Raw genomic sequence first — 26900 nt, 5'->3', positions numbered from 1 at the left:
GATTGTTCGAGAATCTGAACTCTATCTGCCTTTAGATAGCGATACCACTTTTGTTGTGTTTTGTTCATACAGATGTTCCGATATTAGTAAACACACTATAGTCCTTTTTTAATAACAAAGACATATGGACTTTTCTCTGTCTGTTGACCAAGTAATTGATGGCCCATAAAACGACAGAATGAAGGGATATCTCTGACTGCTGCTGGGTCGTCCGCATGAACAATTAATACTTCGCCATCATCGAGGGCGCGAACTTGTTTTCGGACCATCATGACAGGCTCTGGACAACGAAGTCCAATTGCGTCGAGTTCGGCTTCAATATTTATATTACTCAGCGCCAAACTTTCCAAAATATGAGACGTTGAATCAGGGGTCATCATCTGCCTTAATTTATTGCTACTACAAATAAAGTGTACGTAAAACAAAGTAGCTATAGTCTGAGTCGCTACTTTGAATATAAAAGGTAAAAAAAAAAGCGCAATGAGGAAAACCCTTATTACACTTAATATAAATAATACTCGAATTTTAATCTAAACTCACCATTGCATATGGAATAAGTCATTCCAGGTGAGCTTGGTCATAAAAGTGGGTGAAATATCCCAAAAAAAGAGCGCCACGTTAGTGACACTCTTGTTAAGTTTGAGTCTTTGTATCGTATTATGGACGTTCGAAAATCGTCGCGATACCTTGACCAAAACCGATACACATCGTCGCTAAACCAACTTTAGCACCTGAGTGCTCCATTGCGTTGATAAGCGTTGTTGAAATACGTGCACCAGAGCAGCCTAACGGATGACCAAGAGAAATCGCACCACCGTTAACGTTGATACGATCCATCTTGTCTTCAATACCTAAGCCTTTAACAACTGATAACGCCTGAGCTGCAAACGCTTCGTTTAATTCGAATTGCTCAACATCAGAGATTGTCATGCCGGCTTTCTTAAGCGCTTGTTCAGTTGCAGGAACTGGACCCCAACCCATCGTTGAAGGTTCACAACCTGAAACACCCATAGACTTAACTTTTGCGCGGTACTCAAGACCTAGCTCTTTGGCTTTGTCTTCACTCATTACAAGCATACCTGATGCACCGTTAGACAGGGCAGAAGACGTTGCTGCAGTAACCGTACCGTTTACTGGGTTAAATACAGGGCGCAAGCCACCGACTGATTCCATTGAAGTCTCCGGACGGATAACTTCGTCGTAGTCACAAGTGACTAGTGCACCGTTTGCATCGTGACCTTCAACTGGAATGATTTCGTTAGCAAAGCGGCCTTCAACTGACGCTTCGTGAGCTAGGCGGTGAGAACGAACACCAAACTCGTCTTGCTGTTCACGAGAGATATTGTACTTACGCGCTAGAGCTTCAGCAGTAAGACCCATCGATCCTGCCGCTTGCGCTGTTGAAAGGTTAAGGCTCGGGTGGAAGTCCAAACCGTGTGTCATTGGCACGTGCGTCATGTGCTCAACACCACCAATTAAGAACACATCACCTTGACCCGCCATGATCTTTGCAGATGCATCATGAAGAGCCTGCATAGAAGAACCACATAAACGGTTAACTGTTACCGCAGGAACCGAAGTCGGAATACCTGCAAGTAGTGCCGCTTGACGACCAACGTTAAAACCTTGCTCTAGAGTTTGCATTACACAACCCCAGATCACATCGTCAATTTGAGCCGCGTCTAATTTAGGGTTACGTTCTAAAAGTGATTTCATCACAGCTGCAGATAAATCTTCAGCACGAACGTTCTCAAACATACCATTTCTGGCTTTCGCCATTGCTGTGCGTACACAATCGATAATTACTACGTTTTTCATTTTCATTGCTCCTATTTGCCAGCGTATGTTGAGTAAAAGTCCTGGCCAGCTTCAGCCATTTGACGTGTTTTGTCAGTTACGTGATAAATCTCACCTAAGTCTTTGTACTTGTCGGCTTTCGCAACGAAGTTGGCAAGACCAATGGTATCAACGTAACGGAATACACCGCCACGGAATGGAGGGAAACCGATACCGTATAGAAGAGCCATGTCAGCTTCAGAAGGAGAAGCAACAATGCCTTCTTCTAAACAGCGGATGGTTTCGTTAACCATTGGGATCATTAGACGGTCGATGATTTCTTCTTTGTCGAAGTCTTTATCGTTAGAAGCAACACCTGCAAGCATTTCTAATGTGCTGTCTAAGATTTCTTTCTTAGGACGACCACGCTTGTCTAAGCTGTGCTGGTAGAAACCTTTCGTGTTCTTCTGACCATAGAATTCGTTACCGTAAAGAACTGAAATCGGGTCGTTTTCTAGCTTCTTCATTCGAGTAGGGAAGGCTTCTGCCATAACGTCAGTACAGTGGTCCGCAGTATCAATACCAACAACGTCTAACAACATTGCAGGGCCCATTGGCCAACCGAATTCACGTTCCATTACTTTATCAACATTGGCGAACTTAGCGCCGTCGTTAAGTAACAAGCTGAAACCCGCGAAGTAAGGGAACAATACGCGGTTTACAAAGAAACCTGCACAGTCGTTTACAACGATAGCTGTTTTGCCCATCTTAGTTGCGTATGCAACTGTTGCTGCAACCGTTTCTTCAGATGTCTTTTCACCACGGATAACTTCAACTAATTGCATTAGTGGAACCGGGTTGAAGAAGTGCATACCACAGAATTTTTCAGGGCGCTTTAGGCTCTCAGCTAGCTTGTTGATAGAGATAGTAGAGGTGTTTGATGTGATGATCGTATCTTCACTTACTAAACCTTCTACTTCAGCAAGAACCGCACCTTTAACTTTTGGATTTTCAACAACGGCTTCGATGATGAAGTTAGTGTCTTTAAGCGCTTCGTTGTTAAGCGTAGGCTCGATGTTGTTAAGCGTTTTCGCTAACTTGTTGCCATCGATACGGCCTTTCTTAAGCTTTTTGTTTAAAATCTTAGACGCTTCAGCCAAGCCTTGATCAAGAGCACCTTGGTTGATGTCTTTCATCACGATAGGCGTGCCTTTTGATGCTGATTGGAAAGCGATACCGCCACCCATGATGCCAGCACCTAATACGGCTGCTTTTTTGATTTCGTGTTGGTTTGCTTTACCCGCTTTCTTTGCAAGACCTTTGACGTATTGGTCATTCATGAAGTTACCGATCATCGCGGTAGCTGCATCAGTCTTAGCTAGTTTGGCGAAGTATTTGTTCTCTACGCGCATTGCGTCGTCACGAGACATGCCAGCCGCTTCATAAACTGCGTCTACTGCAGCAACTGGAGCAGGGTAGTGTTTACCTGCTTTTGCCATAACCATTGTCTTAGCAACAGTAACGGCGTTTTCTAATTCAGTTTCGTTAAATTGAATCGGCGCTTGCTTTTGAGCACGACGTGATTGCCAATCTAATTTGCCAGCAATTGCGTCTTGTAACATTTGTGTTGCTACGTCAATTAGCTTGTCGCTGCTTGTTGCCGCATCAACAGCACGCATCTTAAGCGCGTCTTTTGGCTTCTTAGGACGAGCTGACGTAATCCACTCAAGAGCATTATCAGGACCGATAACACGAGGAAGACGAACCGTACCACCAAAACCTGGGATAAGGCCTAAGTTATTCTCTGGAAGACCTACTTGTGCTGTTTCATCAATGACGCGGAAGTCAGTTGCAAGACAAAGCTCAAAACCACCACCTAAGGCAAAACCTGAAATTGCAGAAAGCGTTGGTACTTTAATGTCTTCAATACCGTCGAACATGTCTGAGCTAGCTTTCACCCAGTTTACAAGTTCTGCTTCTTCAGCTTTGAAAGAATCTAAGAATTCTGTGATGTCTGCACCCACGATGAATGCTGGCTTTGCCGAGCGGAACAATACTGCTTTGATGTTGCTGTCTGCATTAATCGCTGCGGTAGCGTCACGACAGTCTTGGATGGTCTGTTGGTCAAACTTATTAACAGAGCCCGGTGCATCAAACGTAAAGTGGGCAATACCATGCTCACCCATAGTTACATTGACGGTTTGGCCTTTAAAAATCATTGTTGTACTCCCCAAATTGAATGGTACGACCAGTTGATATAATGTAATGAGTGTGGAGGTTAACTAAGTAAAAATCAATGGCTTTAGTCAAATAAAAGTACGAAATGCACACTCTTTACTCGTTAATCGCACAGCTGACCACGCCAAACTTCAGCGTATTTCTCAGTTAAATTTGTTAACTTAGTTTAGACTGATAAGGATAGGCGAAGGTTTGGCGATTTGTTATGCGGTTTTTAGTTTTTTGTTTGGTGTTATTCGTTCTTCAACAACCTGTTGTAATAGCGCAAGAATCTTCAAACAATACAAGCAATAAAATATCCTCTGAGTGGCACAATACTGCAGAGCAAGAAATTGAGCGTTTTGAAGCGTTTGAAGCATTAGCTCGTTCCGGTAAAGAAGATGAATATTTAACGAGCGCAGCGCATTTTCTTGATCATCCACTGTGGCCATACGCCCAAGCCGAATACCTAAAAAGCACACTGTCTATCTCCAAAAAAACCGTTATTAACGACTTTCTCACTCAATACGAAGATGCACCTTTTAGCCAAAAGTTGAGAGCTAAGTGGCTTAATTATTTAGTTGCCAATCGATTTGAATCGGCATTTATTGAAGCCTATCACCCAAAAGCCTCTACTCGACTCGACTGTCATTACTATCAAGCTTTGATGTCTCGAGGTACAAGCGTTCAACAATTGGATAACGAAATTTATCAAACGTGGCTGTCAGCCAAGTCGCTTCCTCGCAGTTGTAATAAAGTGTTAGCGAGTTGGCAGAAGGCGCAATTACTGACGCCAGAACGGCAATTAGAACGAATTAAAATGGCCGTGAGTGCCAAGCAGTTTAGGCTAGCTCGCTATTTGAAAAAGTCTTTGCCGGAGTCAAAGCGATATCTTGTCGAGCTTTGGATAAAAGTAAAAAGCAAACCGAATCGCATTGGAAGTAAGGGGTTTTGGTTACATTATGACGAAGCTGAGTTCGATATTGCAAAGTATGCGATGGGTAAGTGGGTGTTCACAAACCCCGAGTCGGCTTACAAATGGTGGCGCGTTCATGGTAAGCCCGCATTCTCAACAATGAACCCATTAGCTTTGGCGAGTGTTGAGAAAGATATTGCCATTGGGCTTGCGGTTGCGCAGTCGCCTGTCGCCTTGTCTCTTTTAAATAAAATACCTGATGATTTGATAGATGAGTCGGTAAAACAATGGCGTATCGCCGCCGCGATTCAAACAGGTAATTGGCAATTGCTGATGGATACGCTCGTGGCGTTGCCTGAACATTTACAGGTCGATCCTGCCGTCGTATTTTGGCGAGCCAGAGCTGACGTAGAACTAAATAACGCTTCTTGGTCAAAAACGATATTACACGAACTTGCTGAGCGCAGAGATTATTACGGGTTTTTGGCTGCTAATTATTTGAATGTACCGCATGATGTGAGACATGAGCCTTTGGTCGTCGATATTAATCAAGCCACTGACTTAACCGAGAATAAAACCTACCAGCGAGCGATGACCTTATTTAGATACAATCGCTTTTTAGAGGCACGTAAAGAGTGGAACTTATTGGTATCAGAGCGTCCGGTCCAAGAATTAGAAACACTCGCATATCTCGCCGCTGAGTCCGGGTGGCATGACAGGCCAATTTTCACCTTGTCTCAAGTCGGTTATTTAAATGATATCAATCTTAGGTTTCCACTAGCCTATCAATCGACGTTTGAACAAGCCGCTGAACAAACCAGTATGCCCGTCAGCCTTTTATATGCAGTAGCAAGAAGGGAAAGCTCATTTATCACTGATGCCTATTCAAATGCTGGGGCGGCCGGTCTCATGCAACTTAAACCAAGTACAGCCAGTTACGTTGCTAAAAGGCGTGTATCTCGTAACCAGCTCTTTCAGCCTCAAAAAAATATTGAGTTAGGCGCGCGTTATTTGTCTCGTCTGTTTAACAAAACCGATGACAACCCAGTATTATCCTTGGCCGCGTATAACGCAGGTATCCATAAAGTTGAGCGTTGGTTACCAAAACAGCCAATGGCCGCTGATGCTTGGGTCGAAACGATTCCGTATAAAGAGACACGAAATTACATTAAAGCTATTTATGCCTATGAGTTGGTTTATCAAACAAGACTGGGTGAAAAAGTGTCAACCTTAGCTGACCTTACAGAACTTCAAGTTGAACCTGAAATATAGCGCGTCTCTTTAATATCAAAGAGGATAGGTGTTACACTGAATTTAAATTAATTTGGAGTAACCTATATGACTTTAATGAATAACTTAGCGACAACTTACCCTGCACACGTCGAGCGCTTGCAGCGATTAACAAAACAAATTGTGCAAAATGAACGGTTAGATGGCGTAGTTATTCACAGTGGACAAGCCAAAATTCAATTTTTGGATGATATGTATTATCCATTTAAGCCAAATCCACAGTTTAAAGCATGGGTACCTATCATCGATAATCCACATTGCTGGATTGTGACTAATGGTGAAGACAAGCCAAAATTAATCTTCTATCGTCCAGTCGACTTCTGGCACAAGGTACCAGATGAGCCTTCTGAGTACTGGGCCGAGCAATTTGAAATTGTATTATTAAAACACCCATCAGAAGTAGAAAAGCTTTTACCTTATGACCGCGCTAATTATGCTTATTTAGGTGAGCACATTGATGTGGCGACGGCCCTAAACTTTGGTCATATCAATCCAGAGCCTGTCGTGAACTTCATTCATTACCATCGTGCTTACAAAACAGATTATGAAAAGCACTGTATGCGTGAAGCGAACCGCTTAGCAGTCATGTCTCACAAAGCTGCAGAGCAAACGTTTTTGGCGGGTGGCTCAGAGTACGACATCCAACAAGCGTATTTAATGGCAAGTCAGCAAAGTGAAAACGATACACCTTATGGCAACATCGTGGCACTAAACGAAAACTGCGCGATTTTGCACTACACTCATTTTGAGCGCCAGGCTCCTAAAGACTCACGTAGTTTCTTAATTGATGCTGGCGCGGGCTTTAATGGTTATGCAGCGGACATTACTCGTACTTATAGTCGCGAAAACAATACCTTTAAAGATCTAATCAAAGCCCTCGATCTTGTCACCGTGCAAATGGGCAATAGCTTAAAGCCGGGTGGTAGTTATGTTGATTTACATATTCAGACTCACCACCAAATTGGTGAAATCCTAAGACAATTTGATATTACGAATGTCAGCGCAGAGGTAGCGGTGGAGTCTGGATTGACCAACACTTTCTTCCCACACGGGTTAGGGCATCATTTAGGCCTTCAAGTCCATGATATTGGTGGTTTTATGGCGGATGAACGTGGTACCCATATTCCACAACCAGAGCGTCATCCATTCCTGCGTACAACACGCCCAATCGAAGCTGATATGGTCTTTACCGTTGAGCCTGGTTTGTATTTCATTGATTCACTCTTAGGTGACTTAGTCGGAACGAACAAGCACGATATGGTGAATTGGGATACGGTTGATAAGCTTAAGCCGTTTGGTGGTATTCGAATTGAAGATAATATTATTGTTCACCGCGAGAAAAATGAGAACATGACTCGCGATCTTGGTTTAGAATAGGGTATTGTCTTTTTAAACCACCAAAACAATAAGAATAACAATGCAATATCGCACTATAATTCGGATCCTTGGCTTACTAATATGCATTTTTAGTTTTGCCATGTTGCCACCGGCCGTTGTGTCGGTCATTTACCGTGATGGCGGTGGCTTACCGTTTGTGCTTGCATTTGTTTTTGCAATAACGGCTGGTCTCGCCGTTTTTTATCCAAACCGAAATCAAAAAGCAGACCTAAGAGCGCGAGAAGGGTTCTTAATCGTTGTTTTCTTTTGGTTGGTCCTGGGTTCATTTGGTGCACTTCCTTTTATCTTTTCCACATCGCCAGAGATTTCGGTAGCCGACGCTTTCTTTGAGTCCTTTTCGGGACTTACGACGACAGGGGCAACCGTTCTAACAGGCTTAGACTCACTACCTAAATCCTTCTTGTTTTACCGTCAGCAACTCCAGTGGTTCGGTGGAATGGGTATCATTGTATTAGCCGTGGCTATTTTGCCACTGTTAGGTGTCGGTGGAATGCAGCTTTATAGGGCTGAGACTCCAGGCCCAATGAAAGACAGTAAAATGACGCCGCGTATCGCTGATACGGCCAAAAACCTCTGGTACATCTATGTTGCACTGACGGCGTTTTGTGCATTGGCCTATTGGCTAGCAGGAATGTCCGTGTTTGACGCAATTTGTCATGCCTTCTCGACTATTGCCATTGGTGGATTTTCGACGCATGACGCAAGCCTGGCGTATTTTGATAGCCAAGCAATTAACTCCATTTGTGTGTTTTTCTTATTAGTGTCCGCGGCTAACTTTTCATTGCACTTTACCGCTTGGAAACACGTCACGAGTAGTAAGGAAAAAATAAAATCGATTCTGACATACATAAAAGACCCTGAGTACAAAACCTTTATCGCTATTCAGGTGGTGTTGGTACTGATCTGTTGGTACACATTAGTAAAACAAGGTGTATTTGATGATCGTTGGGAAGCCTTTGACCAGGGCCTATTCCAAGCAGTTTCCATCTCTACGACAGCAGGTTTTGCGACAACCGATTTTTCTTCTTGGCCGCTGTTTTTACCTATTCTTTTAATCTTTAGTTCGTTTATCGGTGGTTGTGCGAGTTCTACAGGCGGCGGCTTGAAAGTGATTCGAGTGCTATTGCTGTTTAAACAAGGTGTTCGAGAGCTAAACCGATTGGTTCACCCCAAAGCAATCTTCTCTATTAAAATAGGCAAGAAAGCATTACCTGATCGAGTCCTAGAGGCGGTCTGGGGATTCTTCTCAGCTTATACTTTGGTATTTGTTGTCATCATGTTGGCACTGATTGCGTCTGGTATGGATAACCTAACGGCGTTTACCGCCACAGCGGCGTGTCTCAACAACTTGGGACCAGGTCTCGGTGAAGTGGCCGCGAACTACCAATCAATCTCTGATACTGGTAAGTGGATATTAATGTTAGCCATGGTATTTGGTCGACTTGAAGTCTTTACCTTGTTGGTTTTGTTTACTCCGTCGTTTTGGCGTAGTTAATAATTCGTTAAATTAATTTCTAGCTATCAAAATTCTATTCATAAACGTCTTGTGATGATCAAACAATTAAAACTTGAGAGCCGAGGTAGTTAGGCTCTAAAGTGCGAAGAATCTATACTTAATTGTTAAGCCAATGAGCCTGGTTGGTTTCTACTTCATTTATCACCAAATTAGCAAAAGCCTGCGCCTTCTCAAGCGGTAAATAAGGCACACTAAGTGAACCATACGCCATTTGTAGCTCAACGCTAGATAATGCAGCACGGCGCATTGCAGGAGTCGCAATAAGCGAAACCTTTTGCACTTTGTAAATTGGGAATACGCTAATTTTATGTCCAAATAAACCACTTCTAATGGCTATATACTGATTGTTGTACCACAAGCCATATCGACGCCAGCGCAAGTAACTTAGACCGAATCCAATCGGCAACAGGAAGTAGCTGTAGACAAACGAAAAGTTGAAGTAAGTGAATACCCCACCTACGACGCCAACCGGTAATAACCACAAAAAGATAAAGGTTCGTGACCAAAACCGTTTGTTAATTCGTGTAAACCCAAAGTTATCGACCGCTAAATCAGGAAAGGCTTGTTTTAATATGTCCGGACATTTTGACGGTAATAGAGTAGGAATGGACAAATTACTTTTATCTTTTGCTGAACCCGCCTTAAACGTCGCCATTTGATGAAACTGAACGGTGACACGCTTAAACAATAAAAACACCCAGTTCTGTTTAATTGAAACAGCTTGAATACGGTGTTTGGTCATGGTGATTTGATGGCGATCGAACAGGCCTGCAACTCGTTTTAAGTTGTCGTTGTTCACAAACAGCTCGTATTTATAGAACTGAATCACTGCTGCTAGAACAGACAACATTACCGCGGCAAGAATGACGCCAGCGACAAATATTCCAATAGCGACGCGTTCGGCTTGATCACTATTGGTGGCTAAGATATTAACTACAGAGGTGAGGTAAGGAATAATAGATTTTTCGGCCGTATCTATAATTATTTCCATAAAAGGTGCAAGAAAAGCTAACAATAAGAAAGTCATATTTGATGACAAGCCAAACTTGGCGACTTCTTTGATAGATAAGCGCAACGTTGGCGTATCGGAATCTTGAAATGCCGTTTCATCGCCTTGCATATTATTTTCGGACTCTATCGCTTCTTGGTCTTTGTTAGATAATTTGTACGCTTTTTTATAAGAAATTATGGCGTCGCGAAGTGAGTCAGCATAATCAAGTTTGACGCCTGGAAAGCTTATTTCTTTTTGGCTAGAGCCTGCAGAATCAAAAATACAATTCACTAAATTAAACGGTTGAAAGTAAAAAGGAACAGAGAGGTTTACGTTTTGCACCTTGTTGAATTGCAGCGTTGTGGTTTCTTTTTGGAGAATTCCTTTGGTGAGTAAAATCTTGTCGCCTTGGACTTTAAAGCGAAACGTTTTGTAATACAGAAATGAATAAATCACCAAGAAGACCACAAACACCAAAAACGCGATCATGCCCCAAAAGCTTTTATCTTCAACTTGAGTGAGGAACACGGCAAAAGCAGGTCCCATATTTAGGACACCGTCTTTAAAGAAACGGATTGCAAAGTTTAGTATGAAAAATAAAATGGCGACGGGAGACAGCGTTTGCCACTGGTTTGATACACTCACTTCAGCTTCAAGATTCGTCGTCGGCTGCGTCATTTTCACTGTTCGCCTTAGTCAAAATAATTCTTTTTAATCGAGCCGCCCGTTCGGCCTCAAGGCCACCAATAGATAAGTCGGCTGAGATACCACCAGCACTAAATATTTTAATCGTAGAGAGGCCGAGAATACGTTCAATTGGGCCGCGAACGGTTTCGATATGCTGGATGCGATTAAAAGGGACGATAGTTCGCGTATGCCAAATGAGTCCGTATTTATACACAACGTCTTGTTCGCGAACTGCGATGCCGCGACGTTTGTGGCTTGCATAGATGTAGTAGCCAATCCATGCAATTAAGCCAACGTATATGCCTAAAGCTACGTATAGAATTTCAATTGGCATCGTCAGTACAAACCAGCCAACTCCTAAAATAATACCGAGAAGAAAGAAGGTGATACCCCAACTTATTAATCCTTCTAACGGGGCTGCTTCGGCCATTGGCTCAAAGTCTACCTGTTCGAACTGAGGAAGGGAGTCGAGGGCGAGTTGCTCGTTGGTTACCACAAAAATATCCTTTTCTTAAAAGGTCCGTTGTTAACTTAATCTAGCAGGTTAAATTTCACTATCAAATTTTGTTTGGTATGAAAGTGCAACCATTTGTTTCAGTATATCGAGATCAATATCATCAAGCTTATTGATATAGAGGCAAGACTTGCCTGTTTTGTGTTTACCAAGTTGGGCTAAGAGGTGTTGGTATTGGGTGAAACCATTCATTATATAGAGTGTGATATTTTGCTTTCTCGGTGAAAATCCAACTCTAAACCAGGAGCCTTTGCGGCCACTTTCATATTGATAATCGTAATGGCCAAAGCCGATTAAACTATCACCCCACATAACAGGTGGTTGTTGGGTAATATCTGACATCATGGAAAGAAGGGTGAAGGCGTCTTGGCGCTTTTTGGAGTCTTGAACGCTGCTAATAAAGTCTTCTGCATTGAGCTCTGTAGGTTTGGTTTTGGCCTCTGACATCCTCATCTCCATTGCCGTTAAAACAAAGCACTTAAAGGTCAGATAAACTTAAGTGCTTTGTTGGTTTGTTTGCGGATAAAAGTACTATGCTTAATCCCAGTTCAAGATGACTTTTCCTGACTGCCCAGAACCCATCGTATCAAAACCTTGTTGAAAATCATCAACGTGGTAGTGGTGAGTAATGATAGGGGAAATGTCTAATCCTGATTGAATAAGACTAGCCATTTTGTACCAAGTTTCAAACATTTCACGGCCATAAATACCTTTAATGACTAAGCCTTTAAAAATAACTTGGTTCCAGTCAACGGCCATATCGCCAGGAGGAATACCTAACATAGCGATTTTGCCGCCGTGGTTCATGTTATCTAACATGCTGCTAAATGCACTTGGTACACCAGACATTTCAAGGCCAACATCAAAGCCTTCGGTCATGCCTAACTCGTTCATGACGTCTTTTAAATCAGTCGTTGCGACGTTAACGGCTTTAGTTGCGCCCATTTTTTCTGCAAGAGCGAGTCGGTATGGGTTCACGTCAGTGATCACAACGTGACGAGCGCCAACGTGCTTTGCCACAGCTGCGGCCATGATACCGATTGGGCCTGCACCAGTGATCAGTACGTCTTCACCAACTAAGTCAAACGACAACGCTGTATGAACCGCATTGCCAAACGGGTCAAAAATCGAAGCCAAATCATCAGAAATATTGTCAGGAATCTTAAACGCGTTGAAAGCTGGAATGACTAGGTACTCAGCAAAAGCACCTGTACGGTCTACGCCAACACCAGTGGTATTGCGGCACAAGTGAACTCGACCGGCACGGCAGTTACGGCAATGACCGCAAGTAATGTGGCCCTCGCCCGATACGCGATCACCAATCTCGAAGCCTTTTACTTCTTGACCGATTTCAACGATTTCACCGACGTATTCGTGACCAACCGTCATTGGAACAGGAATTGTGTTTTGTGCCCATTCATCCCAATTGTAAATGTGCATATCTGTGCCACAGATAGCGGTTTTACGGATTTTTATTTTAATATCATTGTGACCGAGCTCAGGCATTTCAGCGTCGGTCATCCAAATGCCTTTTTCAGACTTTATTTTGGCTAACGCTTTCATGCTTAAATTACCTTTAACTCTTTGCCAACTTCGATGAAGGCGTTAATCGCTTTGTCTAACTGTTCTTTTGTATGAGCCGCTGAAATTTGAGTACGAATTCGCGCTTGGCCTTTAGGGACAACAGGGAAACTAAAGCCAATCACGTAAATGCCGCGTTCCAACATTTTATCTGCAAAGGTAGACGCCAATTTTGCATCGCCTAACATGACTGGAATGATGGCATGGTCTTTACCAGCAAGGGTAAAACCGGCTTCTGTCATTTGGGCGCGGAAGTAATCCGCGTTTTTCCATAGTTGATCACGCAACTCAGAGCCTTGTTCTAACATATCAAGCACTTTAATTGAGGCGGTGACAATTGACGGCGCTAAAGAGTTTGAGAATAAATACGGACGTGAACGTTGACGTAACCATTCAATCACTTCTTTTTTGCCAGAAGTGTAACCACCAGATGCACCACCAAGTGCTTTACCTAAAGTACCAGTGATAATATCAACGCGGTCAAGGACGTCGCAGTATTCGTGTGTACCACGACCGTTTTCACCAACGAAACCTACAGCATGAGAATCGTCAACCATGACCAAAGCGTCATACTTGTCAGCTAGGTCGCAAACGGTTTTTAGATCACAGATAACGCCATCCATTGAGAATACACCGTCAGTCGCGATCAGCTTGAATCGTGCACCATCCGCATCGGCTTGTTGTAGTTGCTTCTCTAAGTCCGCCATGTCGTTGTTGGCATAACGGTAACGTTTACACTTAGACAGGCGAACACCATCAATAATAGACGCGTGGTTAAGAGAGTCAGAAATAATCGCATCTTCAGCGCTAAGAATCGTTTCAAAAAGACCGCCATTCGCGTCAAAACAAGAGCTGTACAAAATCGTATCTTCAGTTTTAAGGAAGTGACTGATTTTGCTTTCTAATTCTTTGTGAATGTCTTGAGTACCACAAATGAAACGAACAGACGCGACACCAAAACCGTGTTGGTCCAGGCCGTCTTGGGCTGCTTTGATCAGCTCTTCGTTATTGGCCAAACCTAAGTAGTTGTTCGCGCAGAAGTTTAAAACTTGTTGATCGCCAACATCGATATTGGACTGTTGTTGTGAAGTAATGACACGTTCTGACTTATATAAGCCGTCTTGTTTTACTTGTTCGATTTGTTCATTTAGGTGTGAAAAAAATCCTGCTGATCGCATCAATCTGATACTCCAATTATGAATGTGTGAGGCCAATATGTAATTAGCCCTAAGATGGTATGAATTGTACTCGTTATATTAGGTTACGTCAGCTAATAGCATAGAGATCGGAGCACAAAAGGGTAAAAATATGCTTACAAATAACACCGCAATTAAGCGGTGCGTTGAGATATGATTTGCGAAAAGTGCTGTTGTAGTTGAGTCAGGTTTGCAAATACATTATCGGCTAACTTTGCGTCTTGATCCGAAAACGTCTGTCCACTCTCAACCAAGTATTTATATTGGACGTTTGCGGATCTCGCGGCTTTCATATCAGAACCTTTGTCGCCGACCATGACAGATAAACTCATATCAATATCGAGTTTTTCGGCCGCTGCTAATAACATTCCCGGTTGAGGTTTTCGACAGTCACAATCTTGTTTATACGGCACAAGTGCATTAGTTGGATGGTGCGGACAAAATTGCACATCAGAGATAGTAACCCCTTGTTTTTTAAACTCATCAACCATCCAGTTGGTCAGCTCCCAAAACGTTTTTTCATCATAATAACCGCGCCCAATACCGGACTGATTGGTCACCACAACAATAATAAAACCTTGCGACTGGAACCAACGACATACATCAAATACATCGTCAATAAATTCAAAGTCGTTTGGTTGGCTTACATAACCATGATCGACGTTGATAACACCATCACGGTCGAGGAATAGGGCTTTTTGTGATCCGGATATTTTGTTCTCGTTACTGACCTTATCTTTTGGCAGTGAAAACTCATTTGGCAGCTTGGTCATAGTTCAAAGTCCTGACAAATACGGTCAAACGATGCAGTGACTTGTTCGATAGTAATGGCTTCCATTAAATCTTTGCCTTTCGCACGAGTACCCCATTTTAGCTTCTCAACGGGCTTGCCATATTGAGCTACAGCATGTTGCTCATAGGCGCTACAAACATAATCTTGATACAAATAAGGACCCGTGCGCGCTGGATTTGAATGAGCGTATAAGCCAAGCACTGGAACGCCCTGTGTCACTGCCATATGCGCAGGCCCAGTATCTGGAGCAACAACGACCGAAGCACGTGCCAACATGGCGAGCATTTGCTTTAAAGTCGTTTGGCCAACAAAGTCGTTAATGCTTGTTTTGCTATGTTTGATAATTTCATCTGAAATGGCGCGGTCCAGTGGTCCAGGACCACCACAAAGTGTGACAGTAAAGCCTTTGCTTGCTGCATAGTCGGCAAGTTGTGCATAACGTTCTGGAAGCCAATTGCGTTCTTCTTTACTGGCTGCAGGCGCGATAATCAGTTGTTTTCCGTCGCCAATACGCTTTGCGGCAAACTCTTTGTCTTTGTCTGAAACTGGAATATCCCAGCTCAAATCGTTAACGGCATCACTTGGCACACCAACAAGCTCGGCGAAGCCAAAAAAGCCTTCAAGAACATGAGGCGAAGACAGCTTTTTAATGCGTTCGCCAATAAATAAGCTATGCAGTTCTTTTGAGTGAGCCCAGTCAAAGCCAACTTTGCGTTTGGCACGGATGTATTTGGTTGCCCAGTTGGCACGAAAAGCCACTTGCATATGTAACAACACATCAAAAACACGTTTGCCTAATGATTTTTGCAGAAGTTTAAAGGCTTCTTTTCCTTTACTTTTCTCAAAAATAACAAATTCAACACCTGGTAAATTTTTGAGTAATTGATATTCCACTTTGCCGATAACCCAGGTGATAGATGCTTTTGGATTTGCTCTTTGGATTGCTTGGACGGCAGCTACGGCGTGACAAACATCACCAATCGCAGAAAGTCTTAAAATACATATAGATTGAAGTGGCTTAGTCAAAAATTGCTCCAAAAATGAAAGTGGCTTACCCAGTGTGTGCTAAGGTATGATCATAGCTATTCCAACAAGAAATTAAAACGAATCAAGTTTGAATAATTTAATAAACTCTTCATCACAGCCTAAAGAAGGCGCGTTTGGCATAAAAACACAGGACAATTACACGTTCCTTGCGGCACCTGAATTATTAACAGAGGTTAATAATAAGTGGTTTGAGCCAGCGCATTGGCAAAAAAATAACGCCATAACAGGTACTTCTAAAGGTCGATACACCACTTACTTCATTAAATACGAACATGCTGGCTCGTCTCTCAAAATGGTGCTTCGTCATTATTACCGCGGAGGAATGGTTCGATACTTTAGTAAAGATAAGTTTTTGTATACAGGCTTAACCAAAACAAGAGTTTATCAAGAGTTTGAATTACTTCAGCATATGACTGAACTGGGCCTACCTGTACCTCGCCCAATTGCTGGTATGATCTCAAAACACCTTGGCGTATGGTGTATGAATGACATTTTAATTGAGCAAATTGAAAACGCGTCGGATGGCTTTCATGCCTTAAAGAAAGCGCCTTTGTCTTCAAATATCTGGCAAAACATTGGCCAAGTTATTAAGATGTTTCATAAAAATGGCATTTATCATGCAGATTTGAATATTCATAATATACTGATAAAACAGCCATCAAACGAAGTGTTTTTAATCGACTTTGACCGGTGTGAAAAGAAGGCGCCAGATACGCATTGGCAAACTCAAAACTTAGACAGACTGAAGCGTTCTTTGGAAAAAGAAAAAAGACTTCATTCTACTTTTAATTATTCAGAACAGGATTGGCAATGCTTGCTGACGGGATATCAAAAATGAAGCAATTGATTGCATTGATTCCATATAATTTAATTATAGCGCTATATGGGATCGCAGAAGTAATCAAATACTTATTGTTTTTGTTACACCGCTACACCTTGCAGGTATTTAATCGCCGAGCTCGTGCGAATGCCAAAATGGACATTGAATGGGGCCAAAAACTCGGTTTATTCCCAAGAAAATTGCCTAGCCACATTAAAAACAAAAGTGTCCTGATTCACTGTGCCTCCATGGGCGAAGTGACCGTTTCTATTGGTGTTATCAAACAAATATTGGACCAACACCCAGATCACTATGTTGTAGTCACCACGAATACCCTAACGGGCAAGCAACAGTTGTATCGCAAGTTGTGTGCTGAGTATCAAAGTCGAGTTTTCCATACCTACCTGCCGCTTGATTTGCCTTGGATGATGTCGGCACTACTTCGCCGGGTAAAGCCATTACTGACGCTTATAGTTGAAGTTGAACTGTGGCCGAATTTAATTAGAAAATGCCAAGCCCGAAAGATTCCGGTCATCATAATTAACGCCAGAATGACGCCTAAAACCGTGACCAAGTACAAAAAGGTAAACTGGCTAGCCAGCCCAATGATTCAATCTATCTCAAAGGTCATTGCTAGAAACCAAGCCGATTTCGATGGATACACAGCCCTTGGGTTACAAGAAGAGCGCATTGAAATAGTAGGTAATCTTAAGTTTGATATTGAGCTACCGGACATCGACGTCGCCAAGCGCAAACGCACCCAGCTTAACTTAGATGAGCGATTGGTCTTTATTGCTGGTAGTACCCACCTTGATGAAGAAGAAATTATCATCAACACCTACAAAAAGCTTAAGCTTCAATTCCCGGAGCTTTTATTAATTATTGCCCCTCGTCATCCAGATCGGTTTCACCAGGTGCTTGAGTACTTAATTGTTCAAGACGTTAATGTTGTACAGCGTAGCCTCAATGAAGACATAACGGCGAAAACTGATGTCATTTTAGTCGATGTTATGGGTGAACTGAGCACTTTATACGGTGCAGCTGACTTTGCCTTTGTCGGCGGTTCGATCACCGACCGAGGTGGTCACAACCCACTTGAGGCATCCGTTTACGCCAAGCCCGTTATCATGGGTCCGCATACCTATAACAACCCTGAAGTCTGTGACGAATTAGTAAAAGTTGGTGGGCTAGCGATTGCTCAAAACGAACAGGAATTCTGCGACACGATTCAGCTTTGGTGTGAGAGTGTAGATATACGTAATACCGTCGGTCAAGCAGGCTTAAAAGCGATTCAGTCTCATGCCGAGCTCACTAGCGTGATAGCCAAAACCGTTTATAAAGTTGTTAATAAAAGCGAGACAAGTAATAAATAGATAGCACACAACAAAAGTTAACGTTCATAGGTATTAATCGACATTGAAAGACTTATTTAACAAAGAGCTGGTGGACGTAGCTGCTCAGGTACTTGCAAGTCGTTGCCAAACGCTCAACATTAACTTTGATGCCGATGCGTTTTGTATTGATGCAGTTAAGGGCTTTCCTTCCTTAGAATTAAAACAGCGCAGTCAGCAAATCCAACAAGCACTTTCTAATTTCTTACCCAAAGACTTTGATACCTTGTGTCGTATTCTGCAAATGGCCTTGCACCCAGTTGAGGTGAATCAAGACTTAGATGACATAGTGTCAAACGAACAGGGGCTTTGTGGTTGGATTATTATGCCAATGAGTGAGTTGGTGGGTGAGCAGGGACAACAGCACCCAGAGTTAGCACTAGAAACCCTAAAACAAATGACCCAACGATTCAGTAGTGAATTTGGGATCCGCCATTTGTTATTAAAAGAACCACACCAGTGTCTAGATATTATGGAAGGGTGGCTAAGCCACCCATGTCATCATGTTAGACGGTTGGTGAGTGAGGGAACGCGACCACTATTACCATGGGCTATGCAGTTACCAAGGTTCAAAGCGGAACCCAACTTGGCTCTGCCGTACCTCTCAGCATTAAAAGATGATGAGTCAGAATATGTCAGACGCAGTGTTGCCAATCACCTTAATGACATTAGTAAAAACCATCCAGACTTGATTGCTGAGTTGGCCAAAGATTGGTTGAGCACCGCAGGCAAGGGACCAAGTGAGCATCATAGGAAGCGATTGATAAAACACGCTTGTCGCACTCTCATTAAAGCTGGACATCACGATACCTTGGCCGCTTTTGGTTACTTTTCACCAGATAATATTAGCGTTGATTTGAGGTTGTCTCTACCGTCAATGGTATTAGGGGAGCATCAAGAAATACAGAGTGAGATAGAAAACAGAGGTGAGAGCTCTATATCATTATTGGTGGATTACGTGGTTCGTCACGTAAAAGCGAACGGCAAGCAAACCAATAAGACCTTTAAATGGACGTCACTGAAGCTCGAGCCAAATGAATCAGTAAAACTTAACAAGGTCCACAAAATAGTGCCGATTTCAACGCGTCGATATTACACAGGTGAACACGCCATTGAGATTCAGGTAAATGGCAAAAAGCTTGCCGAAGCAAGCTTTTGGTTAGATGCCTAATGGAAAACGTAATGCAGTTAGCAATGAGTAAGGTGGCTAGCGGCTAACAAAGTGACGCCCTAGACTAATGACTCAGCAAAGAACTACTGCTTTATTTTCTCAATTATCTTGGTAGTTGAACAGCCATCGACAAACTCAATAACCGCGACTTCACCACCGCGTTGCTGGACTAAATCAGCGCCAACAATAGACTCTGGCGTGTAATCTCCGCCTTTTACTAATACATCTGGGCTGACTTGTTCAATCAGTCGATATGGAGTGTCGTCGTAGTCGTCGCCATTTACTTCGCCAAAAGGAATGACCCAATCGACACTTGCTAAGCCACTGATGACAGTCGCACGCTGAGCCAATGGGTTGACAGGACGGCCTTCGCCTTTTAATCGAGTGATAGACGCATCGTTGTTAAGTCCGACAACTAGGCGATCACCCAGCGCTTTGGCTTGCTCTAAATAATGAACATGACCGGCATGTAAAATATCAAAACAGCCATTGGTAAAGACGATACGTTCACCGCTTTGTTTGGCAAATTTGATGTGTTGCAGCACATCGTCAAATGGCGTCTGATAGTGACTTTGTTTAGAGCTAAATAAGTGTTTGTTCACTACTTGATATAACTCTTCTGGAGAAACTGTTGCAGCACCAAGTTTACTCACTACAATACCGGCCGCTAAATTGGCGATTTTGGCAGCATCAGCTAGCTCTAAACCACTGGCCATCATCATTGCTAAGGTGGCGATGACCGTATCACCTGCACCGGTAACATCCGAGACTTCAAGCACTTGTGCTGGCATATCGACTTTCTTATCACGAGTGATAGCAGACATGCCTTGTTCACTGCGGGTAAGCAAAATAGAGTCGATGTTGCAGTCGTTCATGATTGCGTGTGCAGACTCAACAATTGCTTCGTCTGAGCTCACTACGCCGCCGGCGGCAACAAACTCTGTTTTGTTCGGTGTGATAACAGAAGCACCAGAGTATGTCGATAGATCTTTTGATTTAGGATCGATTAACACCGTTTTACCCGCATCACGGGCTATTTTAATCATTTCGGTGACAAACTGCAGGGAGCCTTTGTTGTAGTCAGAAAAAACCACAAACTCATGATTTTCTAACTCCGCTTTAAAGGCGTCAACCAAAGCCGCAGCGTGTTTAGTGGCAAAACTTTCTTCAAAATCCAAACGAACCACTTGTTGTTGACGACTGATAACGCGTAACTTGGCAATCGTTGGTTGGTCATCTTGCACTAGCAGCTTAGAAGTAACGCTTTCATCGGCAAGTAAGTGGTTTAAACGCTCACCATTTTCGTCATTACCAATAATCCCCATAAGTGTGACTTTGCCATCTAAGTGAGCAATATTGCGTGCCACATTGGCTGCACCACCAACCTTGTCGTCCAGGTCAGATATTTTGACGACAGGAACAGGAGCTTCTGGTGAAATGCGTTGTGAGTCACCCGTCCAATAACGGTCGAGCATTACGTCACCAACAACCAAAATGTTGTTATTGGACAGTGTCTTAAAAATTGATAAATCAAACATGTGTCATTCAGTCCTAGTCATTTTGCGTGACTAGTTCATCGATGGCTTCACATAACCAATGGCCAATAAACATATGAGCTTCTTGAATACGCGCTGTGATGTCATTTTTAATAATGATAGGTAACTTTGCGATATCTTTTACTTTACCGCCATCACGGCCTGTTAGTGCAACTGTGTAGGCGCCCAACTCATTGGCTGCTTCGAGAGCTAAATTAATATTGGCGCTGGTGCCGCTGGTCGTTAAACCAATGACAACGTCATTTTCATTTACTAATGCTTCAACTTGACGAGAAAAGACAGAGTCAAAAGAATAGTCATTGGCATTAGCGGTCAAAATAGATGTATCAGTCGTTAGAGCGATAGATGCAAGCGCGCGGCGCTCTTTTTTAAATCGAACGACAAATTCCGCCGCTAAGTGTTGGCTGTCTGCGGCACTGCCGCCATTACCAAAAAATACAATCTTGCCACCTTTATTTAACGCATCGAAACAGGCGTTGGCTAGGGCCTCAGCCTGTGGCAAATAGTCTTCCATTTGCTTAAACAGTTCTAAGTGTTGCGTTAAGTTATTTTGGTAGCTTTGTTGCATATTAAACATCGGTTGGCCCTTGTTCGGTCGTTTCGCCATTGGCAAGTGATGTGTAACGCTCAGTGATTTGACGCACGGCTTCACGATACTCATCGGTTACGTATGGCTTAAATAATAGTAAAACTTTCAGCAAGCCGTGATAAATCAATTCATTTGTAATCGTGGTGTCTTCGCGACTGGTTTTACAGTAGCTGATCCAAAACGTCACTTGCTGTTTGATAATGTTAGAAAAATCTTCAATATCATCGGCATCCATTTTGATGACGTTTGCCACTTCTAAGCTCACAACAAGTTGATGAATTTTTTCCATCATACGGTTGTGAATGTCGAGGTACTGAACTTTTAATTCAGGATCTCTTGCCATGATGACTGGCAAGTTGTCGTATAAAAAGTTGAAGTGATAAAGCGCTGAGAAAACCGCGTCGAGATAGTTTGTTAAGATTTTTACAGGGTCTTGGCTTGGTTTTACAGGTTCAAAAGAAACCTGCATGTGATCCGCGTATTTAGTGAAAATATTGCGGATGATTTCTTCTTTGTTCCTAAAGTGGTAATACAAATTACCCGGACTAATGTTCAAGTGAGAGGCAATGTGGTTTGTCGTCACGTTGCGTTCACCTTTAGCATTAAACAGTTCAATACTTGCTTGAACAATACGATCTTTTGTTTTCATATCCAGTCTCTTTAAATTAGCCGTTAACGCTAATAACCAATCCTTTGTGTCATCGACTCAGGAGGCAAATAAGTTTATTTTCTATTGAACTATACATTAGATCAATAGCTCTATGTTTTTTCTTTAATTCATGTCTTTGCAGACTCAATGAAAAACACTTTACCACATTCCATTTAAACTGATTTTTTTCGTCGAAAATAAATCTGTTATAGTGTGTAAAGCATTTTGAAAAGGTTTATACAATTATGATTACAGCGATTTATCCAGGCACTTTTGATCCCATTACTAATGGTCACATCGATATCGTCCGACGCTCGGCCAAACTCTTTGATAAAGTGGTTATTTCTATCGCAATGAGTTCTCGAAAACAGCCACTTTTTAGTTTGGAAGAGCGAGTTGAATTGGCGCAAACTGCTCTTAAAGACTTGGACAATGTTGAAGTCGAGGGCTTTAAAGGCTTGCTGGCGGATTATGCAAATGAAAAAGGTGCAACCGTATTGATTCGTGGTGTCAGAGCCGTTGCTGACTTTGAGTACGAATATCAATTGGCGAGTGTTAATCGCAAATTAAATCCCCAACTTGAAAGCGTATTGTTAACGCCAAGTTCAGAAACCAGTCATATTTCTTCAACCATCGTTCGCGATGTGGCTGCTCATCATGGAGATGTCAGTGCATTTGTGCCGGATGTGGTAAAACAAGCACTAGATAAGAAGTTTCAAAATTAAAACGGTCGTATTCATGTTTACTAGGTGGCAAAAAGCACAGGTTGGTGATTTAGCTCACCGCGTTTTTCTTAACGCATATTATTGGGGACTGCCTGTCCTAGCGGTATTTTTTGTATTGGTTGGTGTTTTATTTAACCCCAACGTCACAGCCATGCCGATTTGGCAAGGTAAAGGCATAAACCAAGACGACTACTTGGTGGGGACGATTCATGTAGGGGATGAACGCTTAAATCAGTTGCCAAAGAGGTTGAAACAGAAAGTAGATGCGGTCGACACCTTAGTTGTAGAAGTTGATTTGTCTATAGTTTCGCCACTCGAACAATCTCAAGCCGTCCTGCAATACGCCGTGTTACCGGCAGATAAAACCATAAAAGATGTACTGTCTAACGATGTTCAAAAAGAGGTGAATGAGTTCTTTAGGGCTTACGGTACGTCTTTAGATCAATATCAAAGGTTTAAGCCTTGGATGCTGGCGATTGTCATGGTGCAAATGGCCTATCAGGAACTTGGATTAAGCCCGGCGCTTGGCGTTGATCAGCAACTAATAAACTATGCAAAAACCAAGGGCAAACAAGTTGTTCAATTAGAAACCTTTGATATGCAATTAAGGCTTTTCAATGATTTGTTCGAACAAAACCCCAATATCAATTACGACGATATGCTGCGTGATACGCTGACCGAGCTAACGCAAATGTCGGAACTGCCAAACAATATGCTAGCAGCTTGGTTCGATGGTGATCTTGATGCTTTTGAAAAAATGTATCAACAAACTCTAACCCAAACCAAGTTTGATAATGCCTTAGAAAAGGCGCTCATCATAGACAGAAACCAGGCTTGGAAAACAGTGTTAGATCCATTATTAAAAGAGCACTCTGTTTTAGTTGCCACTGGTACTATGCATTACATTGGACCTTATGGACTGCCTACTATTTTGGCCGCAGAGTTTTCTTTTATTGGCAAAAGTACACAGGCGCACATTAAACACTAAATGTAAGCCTTATCTATCGAGTCACAAATTGTCCGGCAAGCCCCATAAATTAGGATATTCACTCTAAAAAGTGGTAAAAAAAGCTGACAAGTCGAACAATAATATTTTCATGAGAATTGAATAGAGTTAGTGCTATTCAACGGCGGTTGGGGCAAAATTGCGCCAACTAAAATTTAAGGGGATCACCATGGCATTACCATCATCTGCAGAGAAGATTTGGTTCAACGGAGAATTAATTCCGTTTGCTGATGCAAAAGTACACGTTTTAAGTCACGCTATTCACTACGGCTCTTCAGTTTTTGAAGGCGTAAGAGCGTACGACACGCCAGATAAAGGCACGTGTATCTTCCGTTTAGATGACCACACAAAGCGTTTATTTGACTCAGCTAAGATTTATCGAATGACGATTCCGTTCACACATGAGCAGTTAAACCAAGCGCAAAAAGACGTTGTGGTTAAAAACGGCTTCAAATCAGCTTACCTTCGTCCAGCCGCGTTTTACGGCGAAATCGGTTTAGGCTTAGCCGTACCATTCAACACTGAAGCTGACGTTTTAGTTGCAGCGATGGAGTGGGGCGCGTATTTAGGTGAAGAAGCGTTGGAAAACGGTGTTGATGCTGGTATTTCTAGCTGGAACCGTCTAGCGGCGAACACTATGCCTACTGGTGCAAAAGCGGGTGGTAACTACTTGTCTTCTCAGCTGATTTCAATGGAAGCTCGCCGTCATGGTTACGGTGAAGGTATCGCTCTTGACGTTAACGGTATGGTTTCTGAAGGTGCAGGTGAAAACTTATTTGTAATTCGTAACAATGTTGTAACGACAACGCCAGTAACGGCAGCAATTTTACCGGGTATCACTCGTGACACAATCATCACTTTATTACGTGATATGGGTTATGAAGTACGCGAGCAAAACATTCCTCGTGAAGCGCTTTACCTAGCAGATGAAGTACTAATGTGTGGTACGGCAGCAGAAGTGACACCAGTTCGCAGCGTGGACGGCATTAATGTTGGCAACGGAAAACGCGGTCCAATCACAAAACAAGTTCAAGATGCGTTCTTTGGCTTGTTCAACGGTACTACTGAAGACAAATGGGGTTGGTTAACGCCAGTTAAATAAATCTGGAATGCGTTAAACTCAACAACAAAATTGAATTATAAAAAGTCGCCTAATGCGGCTTTTTTTGTGTCCAAAATCTATACAATAAATTTATTTTACGCTTAAAAAGCAACCTACTTATCTTTGTCTATACTTATTTTGTTTTGATGTAAGGAAAACCGAATGAGCCAAATGACAAAAACAATGACTAAGCCACCACTTGCAACATTTAAAGCAATTCCTCTTCTACTAATGGCCTTAAGTAGCCCAACATTATTTGCCAATAATGACTTCAGAATCTCAGGTTTTGGCTCAATTGTTGGTGGCACAGTCCTTGACGGCGACGGCTATTTTGCTCGGTTACCGGATGCTGCTGGCCAATACGTAGACGGTATCGAGTTTAAAACCGAATCGAGAGTGGGCCTACAGGCGGTTTATCAAATAAAGCCAAAACTAAGTGTGACTGGGCAAGTGATGTTTAGAGGGGTTAATGATTTTGATCCAAAGCTCGAGTGGTTTTACGGAACATATGATGTTACCCCAGAGGCAAGCATCAAATTTGGCCAAATGCGTCTACCGGTTTATCGATTTTCTGACTACATGGACGTGGGCGTGGCGTATCCATGGTTACGCATCCCATCGGATGCCTATTCATTAGCGCTAACCAACTATCAAGGTGTGAATCTCGATATGAATTTCGACTTTGGTGACGTGACCTCTCAGTTACGTCTATATCTCGGGCAAGAGTCTACAGATCCTAATACCCTTATTACGACAATTGATCAGTACAAAACGGCACAGCTTTATAATAATGATGGCAAATTTAGAGGCGTGTCAGGTCTGAGAACGACTAAAGACTATCGAGATCTAATAGGTATTGTCGTCAGCAGTCAGATCAGTGATTTCGATTTTCGAGTTTCTTATTTAGATGGCAGAGAAAACTTTACCTCTTATGAAGAGGGCAACTACCCATCCAACCCAGCCTTTGGTGGTGAATGGGTTGATACTGAGTTTCTGGACCTTTCCGTCCAATATGATAACGGTGACACTATAGCGACAGCCGAGTGGAATAAATATACAGATATCTATACCTCTTGGTTTGTCTCCTTTGCCAAACGGTTCGATAAGTGGACACCTTATATCTTTTATTCCAACTTCGAAGGTGACTTTCGTTTTATTGCGCCAGGCGGAATCTCAAATGGTTTTGAAGATGGGCTAACTGGGTCACTTGATGACGATTATAACTCTGTGGGAGTTGGAACTCGATACAACTTGTCATCTGCAGCAGCACTAAAGGTGGAGTTGCTTTCGTTTAACGATGAAGGTGACGCCGCCGTGTTCATAGACAACGATAGGGATGGCGATACCGACAGTACGGCGCTGTTTTTTGCGCTAGACTTTGCGTTTTAATTGGGGAAGCTAAATATGAAAAAACTACTGATTCTCATTACATTGGTATTGTCTTTTAGCTCTGTAGCCAAGAGCGTGGTTGTGGTTAATTCTGAAAACCTGTCAAAAGTGACGAGCTCGGATATTAAAAAGCTTTTTTTGGCACGCAAAGGTTCATTTGATAATGGCGACCCCGCTAAACTAGCAACACTTGACAGTGAAAATGAAATTAGAAAAGAGTTCAACAGTTTGGTTCTGAATAAGTCCGAATCTCAGTATACCGGGTATTGGGCCAAAATGCGTTTTACTGGGCGAGCGACGCCACCCTTGGAGCTAGAGAGTTCGATGGCCGTACGGGAGTTTGTTGCCAAACATAAGGGAGCTATTGGAGTTATGGACAAGGCCGATGTCGATGACACTGTCAGAGTTGTCTTCGAATTTTGAAATGTAACTTAATAGGTTTATGTATGAGTATTAAGCAAAAAAGTAACATTAAGTTCAGTGCATGTCTGTTAGTCGCTGGTTTAACTCTACCACCCTCGGTACTTGGGAATGAGGATATTAACATATCGGGATTTGGCTCTTTAATAGGTGGTTTTGT

General features: G+C 42.6%; 24 protein-coding genes. 11 read left to right on the top strand and 13 right to left on the bottom strand.

Annotated elements, in window-relative coordinates:
• Window positions 1-95: 95 nt before the first annotated feature.
• The 3 genes from tusA to fadB all read right to left on the bottom strand — a co-directional run bounded on the left by tusA (window position 96) and on the right by fadB (window position 3995).
• On the bottom strand, window positions 96-377 hold the full coding sequence (tusA, locus tag AC4E96_RS01085) for a sulfurtransferase TusA (protein WP_488033035.1): 282 nt from the start codon (window positions 375-377) through the stop codon (window positions 96-98).
• 280 nt (window positions 378-657) lie between these two features.
• The gene (gene fadA / locus AC4E96_RS01080) at window positions 658-1818 is read right to left on the bottom strand and encodes an acetyl-CoA C-acyltransferase FadA (RefSeq protein WP_490254647.1); all 1161 of its coding nucleotides are present in this window, start codon (window positions 1816-1818) and stop codon (window positions 658-660) included.
• Between the two features lie 11 nt (window positions 1819-1829).
• Entirely contained in the window at window positions 1830-3995 is a 2166-nt protein-coding gene (gene fadB, locus AC4E96_RS01075) for a fatty acid oxidation complex subunit alpha FadB (protein WP_490254646.1), read from the bottom strand.
• A 224-nt stretch (window positions 3996-4219) separates the two neighbouring features.
• Here fadB and AC4E96_RS01070 point away from each other — a divergent pair, with 224 nt between their 5' ends.
• From AC4E96_RS01070 to AC4E96_RS01060, 3 genes are all read left to right on the top strand, one after another.
• Entirely contained in the window at window positions 4220-6181 is a 1962-nt protein-coding gene (locus tag AC4E96_RS01070) for a transglycosylase SLT domain-containing protein (RefSeq protein WP_490254645.1), read from the top strand.
• 75 nt (window positions 6182-6256) lie between these two features.
• Window positions 6257-7576, top strand: coding sequence for a Xaa-Pro dipeptidase (gene pepQ, locus AC4E96_RS01065; protein WP_490254678.1), 1320 nt, complete (start codon window positions 6257-6259; stop codon window positions 7574-7576).
• 40 nt (window positions 7577-7616) lie between these two features.
• Entirely contained in the window at window positions 7617-9092 is a 1476-nt protein-coding gene (locus tag AC4E96_RS01060; RefSeq protein WP_488033039.1) for a TrkH family potassium uptake protein, read from the top strand.
• 118 nt (window positions 9093-9210) lie between these two features.
• On the opposite strand, the gene AC4E96_RS01055 is transcribed toward AC4E96_RS01060, so the two are convergent.
• The 7 genes from AC4E96_RS01055 to AC4E96_RS01025 all read right to left on the bottom strand — a co-directional run bounded on the left by AC4E96_RS01055 (window position 9211) and on the right by AC4E96_RS01025 (window position 15901).
• Window positions 9211-10782 carry a PH domain-containing protein gene (locus tag AC4E96_RS01055; protein ID WP_490254644.1) on the bottom strand — a complete coding sequence of 524 codons (1572 nt, stop codon included), beginning with the start codon at window positions 10780-10782 and terminating at the stop codon, window positions 9211-9213.
• Window positions 10757-11287 (bottom strand): PH domain-containing protein, encoded by a 531-nt coding sequence (locus tag AC4E96_RS01050; RefSeq protein WP_488033041.1) that lies wholly within the window; start codon window positions 11285-11287, stop codon window positions 10757-10759. The genes AC4E96_RS01055 and AC4E96_RS01050 overlap by 26 nt, the downstream gene beginning before the upstream one ends.
• 48 nt (window positions 11288-11335) lie before the next feature.
• Window positions 11336-11752: a DUF1801 domain-containing protein gene (locus AC4E96_RS01045; protein ID WP_488033042.1), complete on the bottom strand. Its 417-nt coding sequence runs from the start codon at window positions 11750-11752 to the stop codon at window positions 11336-11338.
• 90 nt (window positions 11753-11842) lie between these two features.
• Window positions 11843-12868 (bottom strand): L-threonine 3-dehydrogenase, encoded by a 1026-nt coding sequence (gene tdh, locus AC4E96_RS01040; protein WP_488033043.1) that lies wholly within the window; start codon window positions 12866-12868, stop codon window positions 11843-11845.
• A 2-nt stretch (window positions 12869-12870) separates the two neighbouring features.
• A complete protein-coding gene (locus tag AC4E96_RS01035; protein WP_490254677.1) occupies window positions 12871-14064 on the bottom strand; it encodes a glycine C-acetyltransferase in 1194 nt (397 codons plus the stop codon).
• A 152-nt stretch (window positions 14065-14216) separates the two neighbouring features.
• A complete protein-coding gene (gene gmhB / locus AC4E96_RS01030; RefSeq protein ID WP_490254643.1) occupies window positions 14217-14855 on the bottom strand; it encodes a D-glycero-beta-D-manno-heptose 1,7-bisphosphate 7-phosphatase in 639 nt (212 codons plus the stop codon).
• Window positions 14852-15901, bottom strand: coding sequence for a glycosyltransferase family 9 protein (locus tag AC4E96_RS01025; RefSeq protein WP_490254642.1), 1050 nt, complete (start codon window positions 15899-15901; stop codon window positions 14852-14854). The genes gmhB and AC4E96_RS01025 overlap by 4 nt, the downstream gene beginning before the upstream one ends.
• Window positions 15902-15989: 88 nt before the next feature.
• Between AC4E96_RS01025 and AC4E96_RS01020 the strand changes: the two genes are divergently transcribed.
• From AC4E96_RS01020 to AC4E96_RS01010, 3 genes are read left to right on the top strand one after another with little or no spacing between them, the layout of a single operon-like run.
• A complete protein-coding gene (locus AC4E96_RS01020) occupies window positions 15990-16760 on the top strand; it encodes a 3-deoxy-D-manno-octulosonic acid kinase (protein ID WP_490254641.1) in 771 nt (256 codons plus the stop codon).
• On the top strand, window positions 16757-18115 hold the full coding sequence (locus AC4E96_RS01015; protein WP_490254640.1) for a 3-deoxy-D-manno-octulosonic acid transferase: 1359 nt from the start codon (window positions 16757-16759) through the stop codon (window positions 18113-18115). The genes AC4E96_RS01020 and AC4E96_RS01015 overlap by 4 nt, the downstream gene beginning before the upstream one ends.
• Before the next feature lie 43 nt (window positions 18116-18158).
• On the top strand, window positions 18159-19304 hold the full coding sequence (locus tag AC4E96_RS01010) for a DNA alkylation repair protein (protein WP_490254639.1): 1146 nt from the start codon (window positions 18159-18161) through the stop codon (window positions 19302-19304).
• 83 nt (window positions 19305-19387) lie between these two features.
• On the opposite strand, the gene hldE is transcribed toward AC4E96_RS01010, so the two are convergent.
• The 3 genes from hldE to AC4E96_RS00995 are packed head-to-tail and all read right to left on the bottom strand — an operon-like array spanning window position 19388 to window position 22098.
• Window positions 19388-20842, bottom strand: a complete 1455-nt coding sequence (gene hldE, locus AC4E96_RS01005; protein WP_490254638.1) for a bifunctional D-glycero-beta-D-manno-heptose-7-phosphate kinase/D-glycero-beta-D-manno-heptose 1-phosphate adenylyltransferase HldE — start codon at window positions 20840-20842, stop codon at window positions 19388-19390.
• A 13-nt stretch (window positions 20843-20855) separates the two neighbouring features.
• On the bottom strand, window positions 20856-21437 hold the full coding sequence (locus AC4E96_RS01000) for a D-sedoheptulose-7-phosphate isomerase (protein WP_488033051.1): 582 nt from the start codon (window positions 21435-21437) through the stop codon (window positions 20856-20858).
• Window positions 21430-22098 carry a TetR/AcrR family transcriptional regulator gene (locus AC4E96_RS00995; protein WP_488033052.1) on the bottom strand — a complete coding sequence of 223 codons (669 nt, stop codon included), beginning with the start codon at window positions 22096-22098 and terminating at the stop codon, window positions 21430-21432. The genes AC4E96_RS01000 and AC4E96_RS00995 overlap by 8 nt, the downstream gene beginning before the upstream one ends.
• A 242-nt stretch (window positions 22099-22340) precedes the next feature.
• Here AC4E96_RS00995 and coaD point away from each other — a divergent pair, with 242 nt between their 5' ends.
• The 5 genes from coaD (at window position 22341) to AC4E96_RS00970 (ending at window position 26743) form a co-directional block, all read left to right on the top strand.
• The gene (gene coaD / locus AC4E96_RS00990) at window positions 22341-22823 is read left to right on the top strand and encodes a pantetheine-phosphate adenylyltransferase (RefSeq protein WP_490254676.1); all 483 of its coding nucleotides are present in this window, start codon (window positions 22341-22343) and stop codon (window positions 22821-22823) included.
• A 13-nt stretch (window positions 22824-22836) separates the two neighbouring features.
• Complete coding sequence (locus AC4E96_RS00985) at window positions 22837-23811, top strand: TraB/GumN family protein (protein ID WP_490254637.1); 975 nt, start codon at window positions 22837-22839, stop codon at window positions 23809-23811.
• Window positions 23812-23998: 187 nt separating this feature from the next.
• Window positions 23999-24931, top strand: coding sequence for a branched-chain amino acid transaminase (locus AC4E96_RS00980; RefSeq protein ID WP_490254636.1), 933 nt, complete (start codon window positions 23999-24001; stop codon window positions 24929-24931).
• Window positions 24932-25093: 162 nt separating this feature from the next.
• Entirely contained in the window at window positions 25094-26320 is a 1227-nt protein-coding gene (locus AC4E96_RS00975; protein ID WP_490254635.1) for a hypothetical protein, read from the top strand.
• A 15-nt stretch (window positions 26321-26335) separates the two neighbouring features.
• Window positions 26336-26743, top strand: coding sequence for a phosphate ABC transporter substrate-binding protein (locus AC4E96_RS00970; RefSeq protein WP_488034254.1), 408 nt, complete (start codon window positions 26336-26338; stop codon window positions 26741-26743).
• Window positions 26744-26900 lie beyond the last annotated feature (157 nt).

This window comes from Psychrosphaera sp. (assembly GCF_982872775.1).
Note: the sequence above shows the minus strand (reverse complement) of the source record. Positions and strands in the feature narration are given on the sequence as shown.

Excerpts from the sequence above, each read along its gene's own strand:
- AC4E96_RS00980 (WP_490254636.1), top strand. The coding sequence starts at position 23,999 with ATGGCATTACCATCATCTGCAGAGAAGATTTGGTTCAACGGAGAATTA.
- pepQ (WP_490254678.1), top strand. The coding sequence starts at position 6,257 with ATGAATAACTTAGCGACAACTTACCCTGCACACGTCGAGCGCTTGCAG.
- AC4E96_RS01035 (WP_490254677.1), bottom strand. The coding sequence starts at position 14,064 with ATGCGATCAGCAGGATTTTTTTCACACCTAAATGAACAAATCGAACAA.
- AC4E96_RS01015 (WP_490254640.1), top strand. The coding sequence starts at position 16,757 with ATGAAGCAATTGATTGCATTGATTCCATATAATTTAATTATAGCGCTA.
- AC4E96_RS00985 (WP_490254637.1), top strand. The coding sequence starts at position 22,837 with ATGTTTACTAGGTGGCAAAAAGCACAGGTTGGTGATTTAGCTCACCGC.
- AC4E96_RS00970 (WP_488034254.1), top strand. The coding sequence starts at position 26,336 with ATGAAAAAACTACTGATTCTCATTACATTGGTATTGTCTTTTAGCTCT.
- gmhB (WP_490254643.1), bottom strand. The coding sequence starts at position 14,855 with ATGACCAAGCTGCCAAATGAGTTTTCACTGCCAAAAGATAAGGTCAGT.
- AC4E96_RS01000 (WP_488033051.1), bottom strand. The coding sequence starts at position 21,437 with ATGTTTAATATGCAACAAAGCTACCAAAATAACTTAACGCAACACTTA.
- AC4E96_RS00995 (WP_488033052.1), bottom strand. The coding sequence starts at position 22,098 with ATGAAAACAAAAGATCGTATTGTTCAAGCAAGTATTGAACTGTTTAAT.
- AC4E96_RS01055 (WP_490254644.1), bottom strand. The coding sequence starts at position 10,782 with ATGACGCAGCCGACGACGAATCTTGAAGCTGAAGTGAGTGTATCAAAC.
- AC4E96_RS01045 (WP_488033042.1), bottom strand. The coding sequence starts at position 11,752 with ATGTCAGAGGCCAAAACCAAACCTACAGAGCTCAATGCAGAAGACTTT.
- fadA (WP_490254647.1), bottom strand. The coding sequence starts at position 1,818 with ATGAAAAACGTAGTAATTATCGATTGTGTACGCACAGCAATGGCGAAA.
- AC4E96_RS00975 (WP_490254635.1), top strand. The coding sequence starts at position 25,094 with ATGAGCCAAATGACAAAAACAATGACTAAGCCACCACTTGCAACATTT.
- tusA (WP_488033035.1), bottom strand. The coding sequence starts at position 377 with ATGACCCCTGATTCAACGTCTCATATTTTGGAAAGTTTGGCGCTGAGT.
- fadB (WP_490254646.1), bottom strand. The coding sequence starts at position 3,995 with ATGATTTTTAAAGGCCAAACCGTCAATGTAACTATGGGTGAGCATGGT.
- AC4E96_RS01060 (WP_488033039.1), top strand. The coding sequence starts at position 7,617 with ATGCAATATCGCACTATAATTCGGATCCTTGGCTTACTAATATGCATT.
- tdh (WP_488033043.1), bottom strand. The coding sequence starts at position 12,868 with ATGAAAGCGTTAGCCAAAATAAAGTCTGAAAAAGGCATTTGGATGACC.
- AC4E96_RS01070 (WP_490254645.1), top strand. The coding sequence starts at position 4,220 with ATGCGGTTTTTAGTTTTTTGTTTGGTGTTATTCGTTCTTCAACAACCT.
- hldE (WP_490254638.1), bottom strand. The coding sequence starts at position 20,842 with ATGTTTGATTTATCAATTTTTAAGACACTGTCCAATAACAACATTTTG.